The sequence below is a fragment of the Deefgea chitinilytica genome (assembly GCF_016881405.1).
Classification (GTDB): domain Bacteria; phylum Pseudomonadota; class Gammaproteobacteria; order Burkholderiales; family Chitinibacteraceae; genus Deefgea; species Deefgea chitinilytica.
Genome location: NZ_WOFE01000014.1, coordinates 14,702 through 30,973, shown reverse-complemented (window position 1 = coordinate 30,973; position 16,272 = coordinate 14,702). Strand labels below are relative to the sequence as shown.

The following is a 16,272-nucleotide window of genomic DNA, read 5'->3' as shown; positions in this document are numbered from 1 at the left end:
TATCGCTGACTAACATTAGATTAAGCTAGACCTCGTAGCTCCGATTAGCGCAGCGTAATCGGAGACTTCGCGGCGAAAAATCAAACGGGCGATTACGCTACGTTAATCGCCCCTACCGTGCTATTCACCTTAACTTTTATGCTTTGTTTTTTCTACGACGTACAGCCATCAAGCCGACTAGACCCATGCCCATCAATGCGTAGGTTTCTGGTTCGGGAACTGGGGCAACTTGCATTGAAATACCAAATGAATCTAATTGGGCATGTGCGTAACTATCTGGAGTAGTAGTTTGAACAGCCCATGCGTGAATTTCATTGTAAAATTCGATGTCTAAATTCGATTTGGACGACAAATCACTAAAACTTGTGAGTGATCTATCTACTATTTTTAATTGACCAGTCAAAGGTTTGATTAAATTATTGGGGTTTTCAGCTTTATTATCTGCCAATATGACGGTATTTTTATCAGTTGCAGCGCTGCTCCAATTATCAATGGGATTATTGAGAAAAGCATAACTCCAAAGCCGACTATAAAGAATTGCATTACGACCACCTTCTCCTACTGAATCAACAACTCCTGAATGTACGATATTTGCTGTCGAGAATTGATAGCCTTGCTTAGCTTGAACTTTAATATCACCGAGGCGGGAATTAAATTCGCTAATGTTAGAGCCATTGCCAATTTGTTTATTGTTTACAATTGCATTGCCATCTTTACTTATAAACTGCAATGTATCGCCTGTTACTTTCGCCTGCAGATTGCTCATCCATGGAGCATCTAAATTGACTTGATAGGTGACATGCTCGCCTTCTAGAGTCGTCAGCGCGGCATGAGACACGCTTGATAGCAGAAGGAATGGACTTACATAGCAAAGTTTTAAAAAACTCTTCATAGCGAACACCTCAAAAAGAAATATATTTTTCGCCAATTTTGCTTTCTATTTACTTTCTTTGCAATTGCTTATTTTGTCACAGTGAACTGCGCCACGATTGCCCTCTATGCAGACTTAATCGCTAAAGGCATTACACCACATCCATCAACCTAAAGACCGCTATCCACGGCGGTTTTTATTTGCCAACTATTTCTCATCCACCATGGATGGCGGCTATGCGCTGCGATACTTACTTTCCTTGCTTCGCCAAGGAAAGTAAACAAAGGAAGACGACCTCGGCATCTGCGTCGGCTACGCCGATGCCCTCGCGGCAGACGGTTCGAGTCGGCGGCTGCGGAACTCGGCCTACGGCCTCAAACAGTCCTCGCCGAAACCCCGCCCCGCCCGTTCCTCGCTCGGCTTGATGCAGGGGAATCCATGCAGACCAACTATTGCGATATACACATGTCATGGTGTTGCCCTAAAAACTAATTATTATTTGGCTTTGACGGATATACCCCATATCTATTTTTTACGCGCTCGTTGGTCTGGGGCTTTAATCCCCTGTCGCCCATCGCCGAAGGAGTGGAGCGAGACAAATGGCTTTATCGTTTGGCTCGCGACCGACTGAGGGAAGCCCGGAGGGCCGCAGGCGGGGGTCTCCTTTGGGGTGTTGGGGGCTTTGGAGAAGCAAAGCCCCCAACCTGCCCGCGCGGCGGAACGCGCACCAGAATTCGCGGCGCAGCCGCATAAACCATTGCGTCGCATCGATTTATCGAGAGCCAAATGGTAAACCGATTTATCGCTCGACATGCTGGAACGAGAATTTCAGCCCCAATTCAACGAACGTGGCACACAACACCCAATCTGAACATCGCCGACCGAAAAAGCGCCTCAATAAAAACGGCCAGTGAAATCACTGGCCGTTTTTAGTTCAACTCTGAAATGCCGCAATTAACGCACTTTCGTTTCGCCTGCTTTCACAATTTTCAAGCAGTTGGTGCCGCCGCCCATCCCGACCACATCACCAAAGGTAAACGCAATCATATCGCCCGGCTGCACAATCCCGCGCTTGAGCATTTCCACTTCCGCACGAACCAACAGGGATTCACGATCAGTATTATCGTGTGACAACATCACTGGTTCGACATCGCGGAACAGCGCCAGGCGGTTGTACGTTTCCGCTTCCGGCGTTAGCGCATAAATTGGCACGCCCGAAATCACGCGCGACATCCATAGCGCCGATGAGCCCGATTGTGTGAGCGCCGCAATCACTTTGACATTCAAATGATTCGACGCAAACAGCGCCGCCATTGAGATAGTTTGATCAATCCGCGAATATTCACCTTCGAGCAAGGCGGCATTACACACCGCATAGTCCTGCGATTTTTCCGCTTCCACACAGACGCGCGCCATCGATTCGACGGTTTCGACTGGGTATTGGCCTGACGCGGTTTCCGCCGACAACATCACCGCATCGGTACCGTCGAGCACAGCGTTGGCAACGTCAGAAACTTCGGCGCGGGTTGGCACCGGGCTGGAAATCATCGACTCCATCATTTGCGTGGCGGTTATGGTGAGTTTATTCAGTCGACGCGCGGCTTTAATCATCCGTTTTTGCAGCGCAGGCACGGCAGCATCACCGACTTCGACCGCCAAATCACCACGTGCGACCATAATGCCGTCCGTTGCGGTGAGGATATCGTCCAAATTGGCAATGGCCTCGGTACGTTCGATTTTTGCAATCAAGAGCGCTTTACTCCCCGCTGCTTTAAGCAAAGTGCGCGCCATATACATATCGGCGCTACTTTTCGGGAATGACACGGCAACATAATCAGCGTGCAATTTGGCGGCGACTTTGATGTCTTCCATATCTTTGCCAGTGAGCGCGGGCGCGGTCAGCCCGCCGCCTTGGCGATTAATCCCTTTATTGTTCGACAACGTACCGCCGACCAAGACGGTAGTGAACACTTTCTGGCCTTCAACGCGATCAACCTGTAATTTCACCTTGCCATCATCGAGCAGCAAAATCACGCCCGGCTCGACGTCATTCGGCAATTCTTTGTAATCTAAACCAACGGTGTTTTGATTGCCCAATGTGCACTCGGCATCGAGCACAAACTTAGCACCATTTTTCAGCTCAATTTTATTTTTTTCAAACTTGCCAACACGAATTTTCGGCCCTTGCAAATCCACCATAATCGCAATCGGGCGATTCATTTTCTTGGCAATTTCACGCACCAAAGCGGCACGATCCAAATGATCTTGCGCGGTACCGTGCGAGAAATTGAGTCGCACCATATTTACGCCGGCCTGCAGCAGGCGCTCTAATGTCGCAACGTCATTGGACGAAGGACCTAAAGTGGCGACGATTTTTGTACTTCGATTCATACATTTCTCCTGAGCAAGGTGCAAGGGCAAGTTCGACAATACGGTAAAGACTAAAGTAATTCAGTTGCTATCACGTTGACAAATGTCATCCTGTTGCAAGCTACAAAACTACAACGGATTGCCTTGCTCAGCGGGTAAAGCAAAGTAATTGGGGGCCTTGCTAGTCGATCCACCGCCCATGCGGTACAATCTCGCCCGTTGTGTCCTCGTAGTACAACGGATAGTACAAGTGCCTCCTAAGCGCTAGATACAGGTTCGATTCCTGTCGGGGACACCAAAACAAAAAGCCCCAATCGCTGGGGCTTTATTGTTTTTGATCTGAATAGCCTTAATGCCGACCAAGTCGGCTATTAAACTCATCGGATAATTTCTGCTCCAGTTGGCCTTCTTTACGCAATTCGGCTTGATTGTGCCGATCGCGTAGCGCCTCAAAGGCTTTTACTTTTTTTTCGCATTCTTGCCACTCATTTTTGCGGCGTTCATATTCCTGCGCTAAGCGCTCAACTTCAAAATTTTGCTGGTTCGCAGCACCATCGAGTTTGGCTAAAAACAGCTGAAAGTCGCGCCACTGACCAATCGACATGCCGGTTTGAGCGCTATTAGCCAGCCGCGCGCGGTATTCGTTACGAAAGCCGTCGACTTGCTCTAATTTGCTGCGCGCCAACAACCACGCCGCTTGTGCGGCTTGCATCAAACGCGAAGCGTCTTCACGCTGATCAACCGAGAGCTGTAGTAAAAATGCAAAGCGAAACTTGGCCACAAGAATTACACCCTTTACACCCCAAACAATTGGGCAAGCTTCATTCTAGCGCCCTCGTAGCTTTCTTGCTCGTGAATGGCTTGTTGTAAAAAGGCTTCAAAGCCGGGATGACGACGAATCGCTTCATCGAGCACAGGATCCGAGCCCGGCACATACGCGCCAACGCTAATCAAATCTCGGCTGCGCTGATAGCGCGCGTAGAGGTACTTAAACTTGCGGACTAAATCAAATTCTGGTGGGCTAATGATGTCGTGCATCACGCGGGAAATCGATGCTTCAATATCAATCGCCGGATAGTGGCCGGACTCTGCCAATTGCCGCGACAACACAAAGTGACCATCCAAAATCGCGCGGGCATTATCAGCGATTGGATCTTGTTGATCGTCACCTTCCGAGAGTACCGTATAAAAGGCGGTAATCGAGCCACCACCTTCACGACCATTACCCGCTCGTTCAACCAGCTGTGGCAAACGCGCAAATACCGACGGTGGATAACCTTTGGTGGCCGGTGGCTCGCCAATTGCCAGCGCGATTTCACGCTGCGCCATTGCGTAGCGCGTCAGTGAGTCCATAATAAGCAGCACATTTTGCCCTTGATCGCGGAAATACTCGGCAATGCTGGTCGCATAGGCAGCACCGTACAGACGCAGCAGCGGTGGCGTATCGGCAGGTGCGGCGACGACCACACTGCGAGCACGGCCTTCGTCACCGAGAATATTCTCGATAAAGTCTTTCACCTCGCGCCCCCGTTCGCCAATCAAACCAACCACAACCACATCGGCCTTGGTATAACGCGCCATCATGCCCAGCAGCACTGATTTACCGACGCCCGAGCCAGCAAATAAGCCCAAGCGCTGACCACGCCCGACCGTAAGCATAGAATTGATCGCGCGCACGCCGACATCCATGACGTGCTTCACGGGCTCTCTATCCATCGGGTTGTAGGGACGGGCAAACAAAGGCTGATAACCGTCAAAATCGAGTGGGCCTTTACCATCGAGTGGCCGACCAAGGCCATCCAAAATACGATTCAGTAAGCCCCAACCGACTGGCACTTGGCGGCCATGATCTTCCATTCGGCGCTGTTCCGCACGCGGTTGGCCGTATACCGGCTCCCACGCAGAGAAATCCTCATGTGGAACGACGGCAGCACCCGGCTCGACGCCGTAAACTTCGGCAATCGGCATCAAAAACAGCCGCACTTCTTGAAAGCCAACCACGACCGCTTCCACCGGGTGGCCGCTCGGGGTCATCACATTACACGACGCACCAATCGGCAAGCGCAAACCAACCGCCTCGAGCACCATGCCAGAAACGCGCGTCAAGCGCCCACGCGGTCGCCACGACCGTACTGCGTTGACGGCTAAACCACAATCTTTCAAGTAAGATTGAATGAGATTAATCGACTGCGTCATTGTTTTTCGTTGACGCGTCGTTCACGATGGGTGAAATTGCTTCATCAAGCGTCTCGGACTCAGTAGAGGCGTCCGCTCCAGCATCAGGGTATTTCCCCCAAGCCAAATTAGAATCATTGCTACGTCTCAATACCCTAAGGATATTTTCCCAGCGTGACGCGAGGCTAAAGCTCAATTGCGTAGCGGGTGTTTCAATCTTGCAACTACCGCTCACCATATTGATATCGGGTAGAATACGCCATACATCCTCGGGCAATTCAAGGTGCAGTGCCGATTGCAGCAATTCCAAATCATCGGGCGAAAGATACAAACGAGATGGGTTCGTAGGGGTTGGCATCACCGCCAACGCTTCCCGAATAGGGGCCAAGAGTTGCCGCGGTTGACTTTGCAGCTCATCACAGATCATCTGCCGCGCGACCAACAGGCTCAAGTCCAACACCGATTCAGCCAATTGCGCTTCAGCGGCTTGTAAATTCTCGGTGACACTGGCCAGCAGATTTTGTAGTTGCAAAACTTCAGCTTCAGCCGCCAAACGGCCAGCTTCTAAACCTGCTTGAAAGCCCTCATCGTGAGCCTGTTGCTGGATCGCTTCAATTTCTTCGGCGGTAGGATACGGCATTGCCGATTCAGGCGGCTCATCGAGCTCAGCGGCAGTGTCAACTACCAACACCTGCGCCGTGGTTTCAATCGGCGCAACAGGCGCAGCACCAGCATCAGTGGCGTCGATGCTTACAGGCGGAACGATAGCCTCAGCAACCGCTGCCGGAGTATCCAATAAAGAATTAAATTGCCAGCGCTGAAATGCAGATAACTCTTCGCGCGGAATCACGCGACGATGGGATCCAGACATGATATTCCTTAATCAACTAGACCCTCGCCACCGCCACCACCAAGGACAATTTGTCCTTCATCGGCCAGACGACGTACGATTTTGAGAATTTCTTTTTGTTCGCCTTCCACTTCTGACAATTTAACCGGGCCTTTGGCTTCCAAATCTTCGCGTAGCATTTCAGCCGCCCGCTGCGACATATTTTTGAAGATTTTTTCCCGCAGGGCTTGGCTAGTGCCTTTGAGCGCAATAATTAATGAATCCGACTGAATTTCGCGCATCAATAACTGGATACCACGATCATCAATATCCAAGATATTATCGAAGGTAAACATCTTATCTTGGATTTTTTGCGCCAACTCAGGATCGTATTCGCGAATATTAGCCACCGCGGAAGTTTCGACAGCGCTGCCCATGAAGTTAAGCATGTCGGCGGCCATTTGCACGCCCCCCATAGCGCTTTTCTTGAGTTTGTCCGAACCAGACAAGAGCTGAGTCAATACATCGTTTAATTCTTTCAAAGCGGCAGGTTGCACCCCTTCCAGCGTAGCAATACGCAGTAAGACGTCGTTACGCAGTCGCTCAACAAAGTGCCCCATAATTTCGGATGATTGATCTGGCTCTAAATGCACCATAATCGTAGCGATAATCTGTGGGTGCTCGTTTTTAATCAATTCAGCAACAGCGACCGAATCCATCCATTTAAGTGATTCGATCCCGTTATTATCATTGCCCTGCAAAATTCGATCGAGCAAATTGGCGGCTTTATCGGAGCCAAGAGCCTTAGTCAACACCGAGCGAATGTATTCATCAGCAGCACCTAAATTAGCGCGATTTTGTGTTGATGCGATAAAGTCACCCAGCACTTTATCCATATCTTCTCGCTTGACGGCATTCATATTGGCCATCGCAAAGCCGAGCTTTTGCACTTCTTTTGGGCCCAAAAACTTGAACACCTCAACAGCACAATCTTCACCAAGCGACATCAACAGCAAGGCACTACGATTGACGCCTTCTTCATTCAAACTGGCAGCCATACGCACCTCACTCAGGAAACTTTATTGGGATCGGCTTTATCATCAGCAGCATTGGCCATCCACTCACGCAGGATCGTTGCCACCATACGCGGGTCATTTTTAGCCAATTCTTTGGCTTGCTGCAGTAAATCCGCAAACGCAGACATTTTTTGCTGGTCTTCTTCACTATCCGATTTACTACCAGTGTCGGCAGTGAAATGCTCTCCCACCGACATCTCACCCAAATCAAGCTCCATCGTACGCGCTTCTTCACGCGAGCGCGTAATGTCTTTCATCAGTGGCCGCACGATAAAGAACAATAAATAGAAAACGGCAACCAAAATCACGAATGCCTTCAGTACATCAGTACCATTATTTTGCACATAGCTGAGCGCACGATCTTGCAGCGGTTTCTCTTCCAACGGAATCGATTCAGCAAAAGCGGCATTGACGACATTGACCGAGTCACCACGCTCTTTGTTGAAACCAATCGCCTCACGTACCAAATTATTAATTTGTGTCATTTCCGCTGGCGTGAAGGGTACGTAGGACAATTTACCATCTTTGTCTTTGCCCGCCTTATAGTTCAACACCACAGCAGCAGAGAGTCGCTTAACATTCCCTACCGACTGTCTCACATGTTGAATGGTTTTATCGACCTCAAAATTAGTCGTCCCTTCCTTGCGAAGACTCGTGGTTCCCGTAGAAGCAACTGCGCTCGCAGCCGATGCCACAGGTGCTGTAATCGGTGCTGTTGCGGCTCCTGGCGGTTGATTCGACAATGCCCCCGGCACGCCCATTGCCGCGTCCTCTGAAGAACGGCCGCTTTGTTCTAAAGATTGCTGACTACGAATCGCCGCAGCATTTGGTGGCGAATTGGGCTTAAAGGTTTCAGAAGTTTGCTCTACTTCAGAAAAATCAATCTGCGCAGTCACCTCAGCGCGGACATTCCCTTTACCCACAATCGGCGCCAAAATAGTTTCTAAACGCTCAACAAAGCCCCGTTCAACTAAATTGACATACTGCAACTGCCGTTGATCTAAAGAGCCTTTATTCATCAAATCTGCCGAACGAGACAGTAAATTACCCTCTTGATCCACAACCGTGACATTACTAACGGGCAAACCAGGAATACTCGATGAAACCAAATGGATAATGCCGGCAATTTGGCCACCATCAAGTGTGCGCCCTGGATGCAAGGTCAAGACAATCGATGCCGATGGCTTTTGCTGATCGCGCAAAAAAACGGTTTGTTTTGGAGTCGCTAAATGAACGCGAGCTTTCTCAACCGAGGAAATACTTTCAATCGAGCGCACAAGCTCGCCTTCGATTGCACGCTGATAATTGACTTGTTCGGCAAACTGGGAAACGCCAAATTTCTGATTATCGATTAATTCAAAGCCTGTATTGGCTGCTTTTGGCAGACCTTGCGCCGCCAATTTCAAACGAACATCGTAAATTTTATCGGCGGGAACAGAGATAGTTCCGGCATCGAGTTTGAAAGGGATTTTGAGTTGCTCTAAAGACTGAACGACTGCGCCACCGTCTTTGTCAGGCAAATTGGTAAACAAGATTCGATAAGCAGGCTCGCGTGACCAAAGCAAAGAGCCGACAACGGCGGCAATAATGACCGCGATCATGACCATCGCAAGCATTTTGCGCCCAGCAGGCATCTCGTTGAAGCGCTCACGCAGCCCACCGATATTTCCTGCTCTAACTAGGGTGTTATCTGTCGCGACGCCCGCTTCTGCCATACCTTACCGATTTTCAAATCCGAGATTTATACCTGCATGCTCATCACTTCTTGATAGGCGGTCACAAGTTTATTGCGCACTTGAACCATGGTTTGAAAACTCAAACTGGCTTTTTGCAATGAAACCATCACATCTTGTAAATTAGCCTCAGGATCACCAGACTGAAAAGCCACTTGCTTGGCTTGAGCATCTTGTGAAACTTGGTTTACTTGATCGATGGATTGTTTTAGTAACTCTGCAAAATCAGGGCTGCCCGGCACTGCTGCCGGATTGTTGACTGGCTGACCCGAGGCCAGCGCAGACATCGACCTTAATTCGCCGAGAACTTGATCAATTCCTTGCACGCTCATAACTACCTATCCTTCTTGGCAAAATTGTAGGGGTGCGTGGCGGCGGCGGCAAGCAAATCCTGCACCATGTGGCATCAAATTGTTAAATTTCCGTCTTGTTCACGATATTGAGCTAATTTATAACGCAAAGTTCGCTCGCTCATGCCTAATTTTTCTGCAGCAGCCTTGCGAACGCCGTTAGTCGATTTTAACGCCTCTAAGATCATATTTTTTTCCATGTCTTTGATATTAGCTGCCGCTGGTTTGGCTTGAATTGCCTCATCCATTACGGCATCTGCGGCAATATTTGCCGACACAACAGGCAAATACAAATGCTCAGCGGCAATTTCATCTCCCGGCGCCAAAATCAAAGCGCGTTGAATGACACTATCTAATTCACGTATATTGCCATACCACTCGTAATTCTTAAGCGTTTGTTCCGCATCCCGCGAAAGTACGGGTAGACGTCGTTGGTATACTACCGAATAACGAGAAAGCATAGACCGTGCCAAAGGCAAGATGTCTTCTTTGCGTTCGCGTAAAGCTGGGATTTTTAATGGAAAGACATTCAGACGATAATACAAATCCTCACGAAAACGCCCCTCTTTCACCTCTATCGCCAAATCCCGATTACTTGTTGCCAAAACACGGATATTCAGGGCAATCGGCTTCACGCCACCGACGCGCTCTAATTCTCGCTCTTGTAACACGCGTAACAACTTGGCCTGTAAAGGCAATGGCATTTCAGTAACTTCATCCAATAGCAAAGTGCCGCCTTGTGCTTGTTCAAACTTGCCCACATGCTGCGCCGCAGCGCCAGTAAACGCTCCTTTTTCGTGACCAAATAAAGTTGATTCAAGCAATTGCTCTGGAATCGCCGCACAATTAATCGCTACAAACGGTTTATTCGCACGTGCACTGTGGCGATGGATATACCTTGCCATCACTTCTTTACCCACGCCGGACTCTCCACTGAGCATAATCGATGCATCCGCCATTGCTGCACGACGAGCAACATCCATTAACTGCTGCATAATCGGGGCTTCGGCCAGCACCTCATCCAAACCCAAATCAGGCAGCAGATATTTTTCAACTTGCGCTAACAACAAATCGGGCTCGAAAGGTTTTGGTAAATAATGACATGCGCCAGCGTGCAAAGCCGACACCGCTTTGTCGATCACGCCGTAAGCTGTCATTAACATAACAGGGAGCCAAGGATAATGCTGCTTAATCTCATTCAAGAGGGTATTGCCATCCATTGGTTGCATTTGCACATCAGAGATAACCATACCCACGCGATTTGCTTCAAGCAAAAGCAAAGCTTCAGTGCCGTCCTCAGCGGCAATCGCGTTATATCCACCCAGTTCAAGCGTATCAACTAGAGCCTCGCGCAACGCATCATCATCTTCAACAATTAAAACAGGTAAAGCCATGTATTCCTTTAAATCCTTAATGCCCGACCGCCGTTTGCAGCAAGCCAAGCCAATACTTTTTGAGTCATTTCTTTCAGAGGTACCACTTCATTAGCACCGCCTTGTGCTATCGCTTCCTTCGGCATGCCAAACACGACACAACTGGCTTCGTCTTGAGCAAAATTATACGCACCAGCCTGCCGCATTTCTAACATACCAGCGGCACCGTCTTTTCCCATACCGGTTAAAATCACCCCCACTGCATTGCGCCCAGCAACATTAGCGGCAGAACGAAACAGCACATCAACAGAAGGGCGATGGCGATTGACCGGGGGTGCCTGAGACAACTGACAGACATAATTCGCCCCAGAAACCCCTAACACCAAATGCGAATGCCCCGGCGCAATATAAGCATGTCCAGGCAAAACTCGCTCGCCGTGCTCTGCTTCTTTCACGGTAATTCGGCACAACGAATCCAAACGATTAGCAAACGATTTGGTAAACATTTCTGGCATATGCTGCGCAATCAAAATGGCAGGCGCATCGGGTGGCATCGGCAATAAAAAATCTTTCAACGCTTCCGTGCCACCAGTCGACGCACCAACAATAATCAATTTCTCTGACTTCATCAGGGGACGCACCGCCTTGGGCAGTACCGCATCAGCGGTATGGCTGGGTGAAACAATCGGCTCTTTAAGTAAAGCACGTACTTTTACTTTAGAAGCCATACGAATTTTTTCTCGTATTTCATCGGCGTAATTTTGGATTCCCTGCGCGATATCGAGTTTAGGCTTGGGAATAATATCAATCGCCCCCAATTCTAATGCACGTAACGCCACCTCTGAACCATGCTCAGTAAGCGACGAAATCATCAACACCGGCGTTGGTTTCAGCCGCATTAAACGCGACAAAAAATCTAAGCCATCCATCTTTGGCATCTCGACATCGAGCGTAATAACATCAGGGTTCTGTTCTCGTATCACTTCTCGCGCAATAATCGGGTCTGGCGCTGCGGCAATACATTCCATATCTGGCGCAGTATCAATCACTTCTTTTAACAAGCTCCGCATCAAAGCAGAATCATCAACGACAACCACTCTAATTTTTGCCACGATTTTAATCCTTCGGTAGTCAATTTACGAAAACAACTCCACATCGCCACCGTCTTTCATATGCGTCAAACGAGCGCCATAGCTCTTTTCTCGCTCAATAATTGTATTGTTATGCACAGTTTTTAATTTCCGAATTAAAACGCGCCCAGTCTGCGGAAAAAAATACACTTTGCGCGGAAAAATATCGAGCAAATCCTCTGCCACAATTGGAATTCGCTCTAAGGATAAAAAGCTTTTCACAAACTCAGCATTTTGTAAGCCTACATTAGAAACGGTAAAACCACGCAAAACATTACCACCTCCAAACACTTTTGCTTCTAAACGGGTCTTTTTAGCACCTTGCTTCAACAACTGATTAATCAATACCTCCATAGCATAAGTGCCATAGCGCGTCGACAATCCATTGACTGTTGCCATATCCTCAGCAGATTCGGGCAACATGAAATGATTCATGCCACCAATCCCAGTTACCGGATCCCGAATGCACGCTGCAACACAAGACCCCAATACCGTGACCAAGAGCATATCGCGAGCGGTAACGTAATACTCTCCAGGCAAAATTTTCGCAGCTTCAATGGCAAAATTGCGGTCAAAGTACAGCGTTGGCGCGAGTATCTCTTCGTAATCTTTTGCCGACATTAGCGTACCCCCCACTCATGAATCGCACGATCGGTGAGTCGATACGTCGTTTTGCCACAGGACGCATAATATTCAGACAAAAAATGAAGATTCTCAGAATGCCCCACATACAAATGACCGTCTGGCTTGAGTAAGCGCCCCATTTTTTGCAGGATGACTTTTTGGGTGGCCTGATCAAAATAGATCATCACATTACGGCAAAAAATCGCATCAAAACGACCGTCTAACGGCCATTTGGGATCGAGTAAATTAATTTGCTTGAACTGCAACAACTCACGCAGCGCTTTCTTGGCGCGCACTTTCCCCGCATTGGCGTCTTTCCCTTTGAGAAAAAAACCTCGCTTGCGCTCCAAAGACAATTTTTCTAATTTTTCTATGGCATAAATTCCTTTAGCCCCGGTCGCCAAGACTTGGGTATCTAAATCCGACGCGATAATTTCCACATTAGGCTTGACCGCTTGATAAGCCTCGATCGCCGTCATTGCTAAAGAATAAGGCTCTTCCCCAGTCGAGGCAGCAGCACACCAAATACGAAACGGTCGAGATGAGCTCACCTGCATTTGCGCCGCCAATAAGTCAAAATGATAGGCCTCGCGAAAAAACGAAGTGAGATTGGTCGTCAGCGCATTAGTAAATTGCTGCCATTCAGCAGAATCTGGATTTTGTTCTAGTGCCTGCAGGTACTGGGCAAATGAGGTCATATTTAAAGCGCGCAAACGCCGCGCCAAGCGGCTGTAAACCATCTGTTGCTTACTGTCATTCAAACGAATCCCGGCACGCTGATAAATAAGCTGGACGACCTTATTAAAATCGGCAGTGCTGTAACTGAACTCATGCACGTGATTGACAACTGAACTGACAGACATAAAAACCCCAATGTATACGAACAAAAGCACTGATAAACAAAAGCTATAGCAATATACCTTAGAAAAAAAAGGGGCTAAGCAGCCCCTTAATTTAACATCATGCCAAAGGGGCTAGCCTAAAACTCTTCCCAGTCACCGTCATCGCCACCGAGCTGAGGAATCGTGCGCCCAGCTGGCGCAGACTTAGCCGGAGGCCGCGCAGCCGTTAGCTTTGGTGCGGCAACACGCGCCACTGCCGCGCGGCTCGTTTGTTGCCCAGCGTGCAATTTAAAAATACCCACCGTCTGCGTTAAATTATTCGCTTGGTCTTCTAAGCTCTCCGCTGCAGCGGCAGCCTCCTCAACCAAAGCAGCATTCTGTTGCGTATTTTCATCCATCGCGGTGATAGCTTGGTTGACCTGCTCAATCCCTGCGCTTTGTTCACTCGATGCGGCCGAGATTTCACTCATAATGTCTGTCACACGCCGCACCGCCCCCACCACGTCTTGCATCGTATGACCAGCCTGATCAACCAATTTCGAGCCCGCCTCCACTTTTAGAACGGAATCACCAATCAACGTTTTAATTTCTTTGGCGGCTCCCGCTGAGCGTTGCGCCAAATTACGAACCTCAGATGCCACAACAGCAAAACCACGGCCTTGCTCACCTGCTCGTGCGGCTTCCACCGCTGCATTCAAGGCCAAAATATTGGTTTGGAAGGCAATCCCATCAATCACCGAAATAATGTCGACAATTTTCTTGGCCGAGTCATTGATATCTGCCATCGTCGAAACGACTTGCCCTACGACATCACCACCTTTTACGGCGATGTCAGATGCACCAATCGCCAACTGATTCGCTTGTCGTGCATTTTCAGCGTTTTGCTTCACGGTACTGGTGAGTTCTTCCATGCTCGATGCGGTTTCTTCCAAGCTCGCAGCCTGCTGCTCAGTCCGACTAGATAGATTGCTATTGCCCGCCGCGATTTCTTGCGACGCCACATTAATCGTGCTCGCAGCGTCTTTAATATTGGTGACAATTTCGGCCAAACGCGCCGTCGTGGTATTACAGTCTTCCTTCAATTGTCCAAGCAACCCACGATATTCGGTGGTAATTTGCTGGGTTAAATCGCCCTGTGCCAGCGCGCCTAAAACACGAGCAACATCGTTCAAACCTGCTTCATTAGTTGCCACAAGCTGATTCATACCCTCTGCCAACTTCAGCATAAAGCCATCTTTACCGGCAGGATTAATTCGCTTGGTAAAGTCACCATTCACCGCTGCGTCGACTAAGGCGTTCACTTCGCTCTCCACGGCCACCTCGGCCGTGCGGTCAATCCACTCGACGACCGAGCCAAGGCGTTTACCCGTAGCATCAAACACCGGATTGGCAATCAATAAAAACGTCTGCCCTGCCACGGTAATTTGCGAACGGTAAGTTCCGGTCAAATTCGCCAACAAATTAGACTGATGGCTTGGATTGCGATGAAAGCTATCCATATTAGCGCCCATCAATTTACTGACATTAAATGTTGGTAAGACTTTACGCAGCTCAGATTCAACCCGCGACAACATTGCAGTCACCGCTTTATTCATATAAATGATGGTTCTATTTTCATCGGCAATCATTACATTGGTCGAAGTCGCTTCCAGCGCCCCCAGAATACGAGTGCGCTCTTCATTGGCGGTTCGTTCTTTTTCAAGCTGGGCAAACAATTCCGTTTGATCTAACCATTCCACCACATAGCCAATACGCTGCTGCTTTTGATCAATGATGGGGTTAATCGTTAACGCAAATTGGCGACCACCTATCGTGATTCTAGCTTTGTGTTCGCCTTGCAAACGCTCCAGCATGCCACGTTGATGCGCTGGATTCTTGTGGAAACTATCAATATTGCTGCCAATCACCGAGCGGGCACTAAACTGTGGTAAATCCTTGCGCAAATCGGCTTCTGCGACCTGCAATAATCGATCTTGCGCCCGATTGCAGTAAATAATATTGCGATCGGCGTCAGCAATCATTACACTCGTTGAAACACTATCCAACGCGACTCGTATCCGCGCATTTTCTTCCGCCAATAATGCAGCCTCACGCAATTTGATTTGCATCTGCTGCACTTTCATCATCACACTTTGATTATCACTGGCTGCCACAGACAAATTCACGCTTAAATCACCAGCGGCAACTCGTTCAATGACATTTTGCAGCGTTTCCAATTCGCCCCCCAATTGCTGGCGTACACGGCGCAAAATCCAAATGGCAATGCAAATTGCAACGACAAATCCGAGTGCTGAAGCAACAATAATTTCAATTTGTGTTGATTTTGCATCTGCGGTTAATGTTTTGGCGCTTTCGATTGCTCCATTTTGTTCCTGCTCTGTCATCGCGAAAATAACATCTCGATAGGCATTGTAATTAGTTCGTAATTCGCCCAACAGAATATTTCGTGAAGCCAGCATATCACCAGAATCAAAAGCAGCTTTAAACTTATTTTGAGACCCAATAAATGCAGAGCGTTTTTCTTTGATCTTTTCTATTTCATCAAGCGCTTCTTGGTCATTAATCGCTTTCGATGTTGTTTCCAACTGCGTTAACAAATCAATTATCTTCGCTCTCGATTCCAATATCCTCGCCCATTCTTCGGCCGCATTAGATTTATCTTCTGGCGTTGCCGTACCAATAATTTGCATATTTCGCAACGCACGCGCAATCGTATTTACCTCATTAAAAATTTGCTGTGATTTAACCAAATGCGGCAAATGATCTTCAGTTAGCTCGGCCATGCTCAGTTTGGTATTCTGACTAGATCTCAATGCCACAGCAGCAACGACAAGCAGCATAACTAAAATAGCAACAATTCCAAATTTCAACCGACGATTAAATGATAAATTATTCATAG

Annotated in this window: 14 protein-coding genes and 1 tRNA gene; 1 reads left to right on the top strand and 14 read right to left on the bottom strand. The window is 48.4% G+C overall.

Going from position 1 to position 16,272, the window contains the following annotated elements:
- Positions 1-136: 136 nt before the first annotated feature.
- The 3 genes from GM173_RS15575 to pyk all read right to left on the bottom strand — a co-directional run bounded on the left by GM173_RS15575 (position 137) and on the right by pyk (position 3,262).
- Positions 137-892 carry a PEP-CTERM sorting domain-containing protein gene (locus tag GM173_RS15575; RefSeq protein ID WP_203572314.1) on the bottom strand — a complete coding sequence of 252 codons (756 nt, stop codon included), beginning with the start codon at positions 890-892 and terminating at the stop codon, positions 137-139.
- Between the two features lie 229 nt (positions 893-1,121).
- Positions 1,122-1,343: a hypothetical protein gene (locus GM173_RS15570; RefSeq protein ID WP_203572313.1), complete on the bottom strand. Its 222-nt coding sequence runs from the start codon at positions 1,341-1,343 to the stop codon at positions 1,122-1,124.
- 482 nt (positions 1,344-1,825) lie between these two features.
- A complete protein-coding gene (gene pyk / locus GM173_RS15565) occupies positions 1,826-3,262 on the bottom strand; it encodes a pyruvate kinase (RefSeq protein WP_203572312.1) in 1,437 nt (478 codons plus the stop codon).
- 202 nt (positions 3,263-3,464) lie between these two features.
- On the opposite strand from pyk, the gene GM173_RS15560 reads away from it, so the two are divergent.
- A tRNA-Arg gene (locus GM173_RS15560) sits at positions 3,465-3,539 on the top strand.
- A 51-nt stretch (positions 3,540-3,590) separates the two neighbouring features.
- Here the strand turns inward: GM173_RS15560 and fliJ are convergent.
- The 11 genes from fliJ to GM173_RS16435 all read right to left on the bottom strand — a co-directional run bounded on the left by fliJ (position 3,591) and on the right by GM173_RS16435 (position 16,270).
- Positions 3,591-4,022 (bottom strand): flagellar export protein FliJ, encoded by a 432-nt coding sequence (gene fliJ / locus GM173_RS15555; RefSeq protein ID WP_203572311.1) that lies wholly within the window; start codon positions 4,020-4,022, stop codon positions 3,591-3,593.
- Between the two features lie 14 nt (positions 4,023-4,036).
- On the bottom strand, positions 4,037-5,437 hold the full coding sequence (gene fliI / locus GM173_RS15550) for a flagellar protein export ATPase FliI (RefSeq protein ID WP_203572310.1): 1,401 nt from the start codon (positions 5,435-5,437) through the stop codon (positions 4,037-4,039).
- Positions 5,421-6,287, bottom strand: coding sequence for a FliH/SctL family protein (locus tag GM173_RS15545; protein ID WP_203572309.1), 867 nt, complete (start codon positions 6,285-6,287; stop codon positions 5,421-5,423). The genes fliI and GM173_RS15545 overlap by 17 nt, the downstream gene beginning before the upstream one ends.
- A gap of 8 nt (positions 6,288-6,295) precedes the next feature.
- A complete protein-coding gene (gene fliG, locus GM173_RS15540; RefSeq protein ID WP_239078558.1) occupies positions 6,296-7,303 on the bottom strand; it encodes a flagellar motor switch protein FliG in 1,008 nt (335 codons plus the stop codon).
- A gap of 11 nt (positions 7,304-7,314) precedes the next feature.
- Complete coding sequence (gene fliF, locus GM173_RS15535) at positions 7,315-9,036, bottom strand: flagellar basal-body MS-ring/collar protein FliF (RefSeq protein WP_203572308.1); 1,722 nt, start codon at positions 9,034-9,036, stop codon at positions 7,315-7,317.
- 26 nt (positions 9,037-9,062) lie between these two features.
- Positions 9,063-9,386, bottom strand: coding sequence for a flagellar hook-basal body complex protein FliE (gene fliE / locus GM173_RS15530; protein ID WP_203572307.1), 324 nt, complete (start codon positions 9,384-9,386; stop codon positions 9,063-9,065).
- Between the two features lie 74 nt (positions 9,387-9,460).
- Entirely contained in the window at positions 9,461-10,798 is a 1,338-nt protein-coding gene (locus tag GM173_RS15525; RefSeq protein ID WP_203572306.1) for a sigma-54-dependent transcriptional regulator, read from the bottom strand.
- 8 nt (positions 10,799-10,806) lie between these two features.
- Entirely contained in the window at positions 10,807-11,889 is a 1,083-nt protein-coding gene (locus tag GM173_RS15520; RefSeq protein WP_203572305.1) for a protein-glutamate methylesterase/protein-glutamine glutaminase, read from the bottom strand.
- A gap of 24 nt (positions 11,890-11,913) precedes the next feature.
- Positions 11,914-12,528, bottom strand: coding sequence for a chemoreceptor glutamine deamidase CheD (gene cheD / locus GM173_RS15515; RefSeq protein WP_203572304.1), 615 nt, complete (start codon positions 12,526-12,528; stop codon positions 11,914-11,916).
- The gene (locus GM173_RS15510; protein ID WP_203572303.1) at positions 12,528-13,394 is read right to left on the bottom strand and encodes a CheR family methyltransferase; all 867 of its coding nucleotides are present in this window, start codon (positions 13,392-13,394) and stop codon (positions 12,528-12,530) included. Before GM173_RS15510 ends, cheD begins: the two co-directional genes overlap by 1 nt.
- A 116-nt stretch (positions 13,395-13,510) precedes the next feature.
- On the bottom strand, positions 13,511-16,270 hold the full coding sequence (locus GM173_RS16435) for a methyl-accepting chemotaxis protein (RefSeq protein WP_203572302.1): 2,760 nt from the start codon (positions 16,268-16,270) through the stop codon (positions 13,511-13,513).
- Between the last annotated feature and the right edge of the window lie 2 nt (positions 16,271-16,272).

Coding starts and splice junctions, on each gene's coding strand:
- GM173_RS15525 (WP_203572306.1), bottom strand. CDS start 10,798: ATGGCTTTACCTGTTTTAATTGTTGAAGATGATGATGCGTTGCGCGAG.
- GM173_RS15510 (WP_203572303.1), bottom strand. CDS start 13,394: ATGTCTGTCAGTTCAGTTGTCAATCACGTGCATGAGTTCAGTTACAGC.
- pyk (WP_203572312.1), bottom strand. CDS start 3,262: ATGAATCGAAGTACAAAAATCGTCGCCACTTTAGGTCCTTCGTCCAAT.
- fliG (WP_239078558.1), bottom strand. CDS start 7,303: ATGGCTGCCAGTTTGAATGAAGAAGGCGTCAATCGTAGTGCCTTGCTG.
- cheD (WP_203572304.1), bottom strand. CDS start 12,528: ATGTCGGCAAAAGATTACGAAGAGATACTCGCGCCAACGCTGTACTTT.
- GM173_RS15570 (WP_203572313.1), bottom strand. CDS start 1,343: ATGACATGTGTATATCGCAATAGTTGGTCTGCATGGATTCCCCTGCAT.
- GM173_RS15575 (WP_203572314.1), bottom strand. CDS start 892: ATGAAGAGTTTTTTAAAACTTTGCTATGTAAGTCCATTCCTTCTGCTA.
- fliF (WP_203572308.1), bottom strand. CDS start 9,036: ATGGCAGAAGCGGGCGTCGCGACAGATAACACCCTAGTTAGAGCAGGA.
- fliE (WP_203572307.1), bottom strand. CDS start 9,386: ATGAGCGTGCAAGGAATTGATCAAGTTCTCGGCGAATTAAGGTCGATG.
- GM173_RS16435 (WP_203572302.1), bottom strand. CDS start 16,270: ATGAATAATTTATCATTTAATCGTCGGTTGAAATTTGGAATTGTTGCT.
- fliI (WP_203572310.1), bottom strand. CDS start 5,437: ATGACGCAGTCGATTAATCTCATTCAATCTTACTTGAAAGATTGTGGT.
- GM173_RS15545 (WP_203572309.1), bottom strand. CDS start 6,287: ATGTCTGGATCCCATCGTCGCGTGATTCCGCGCGAAGAGTTATCTGCA.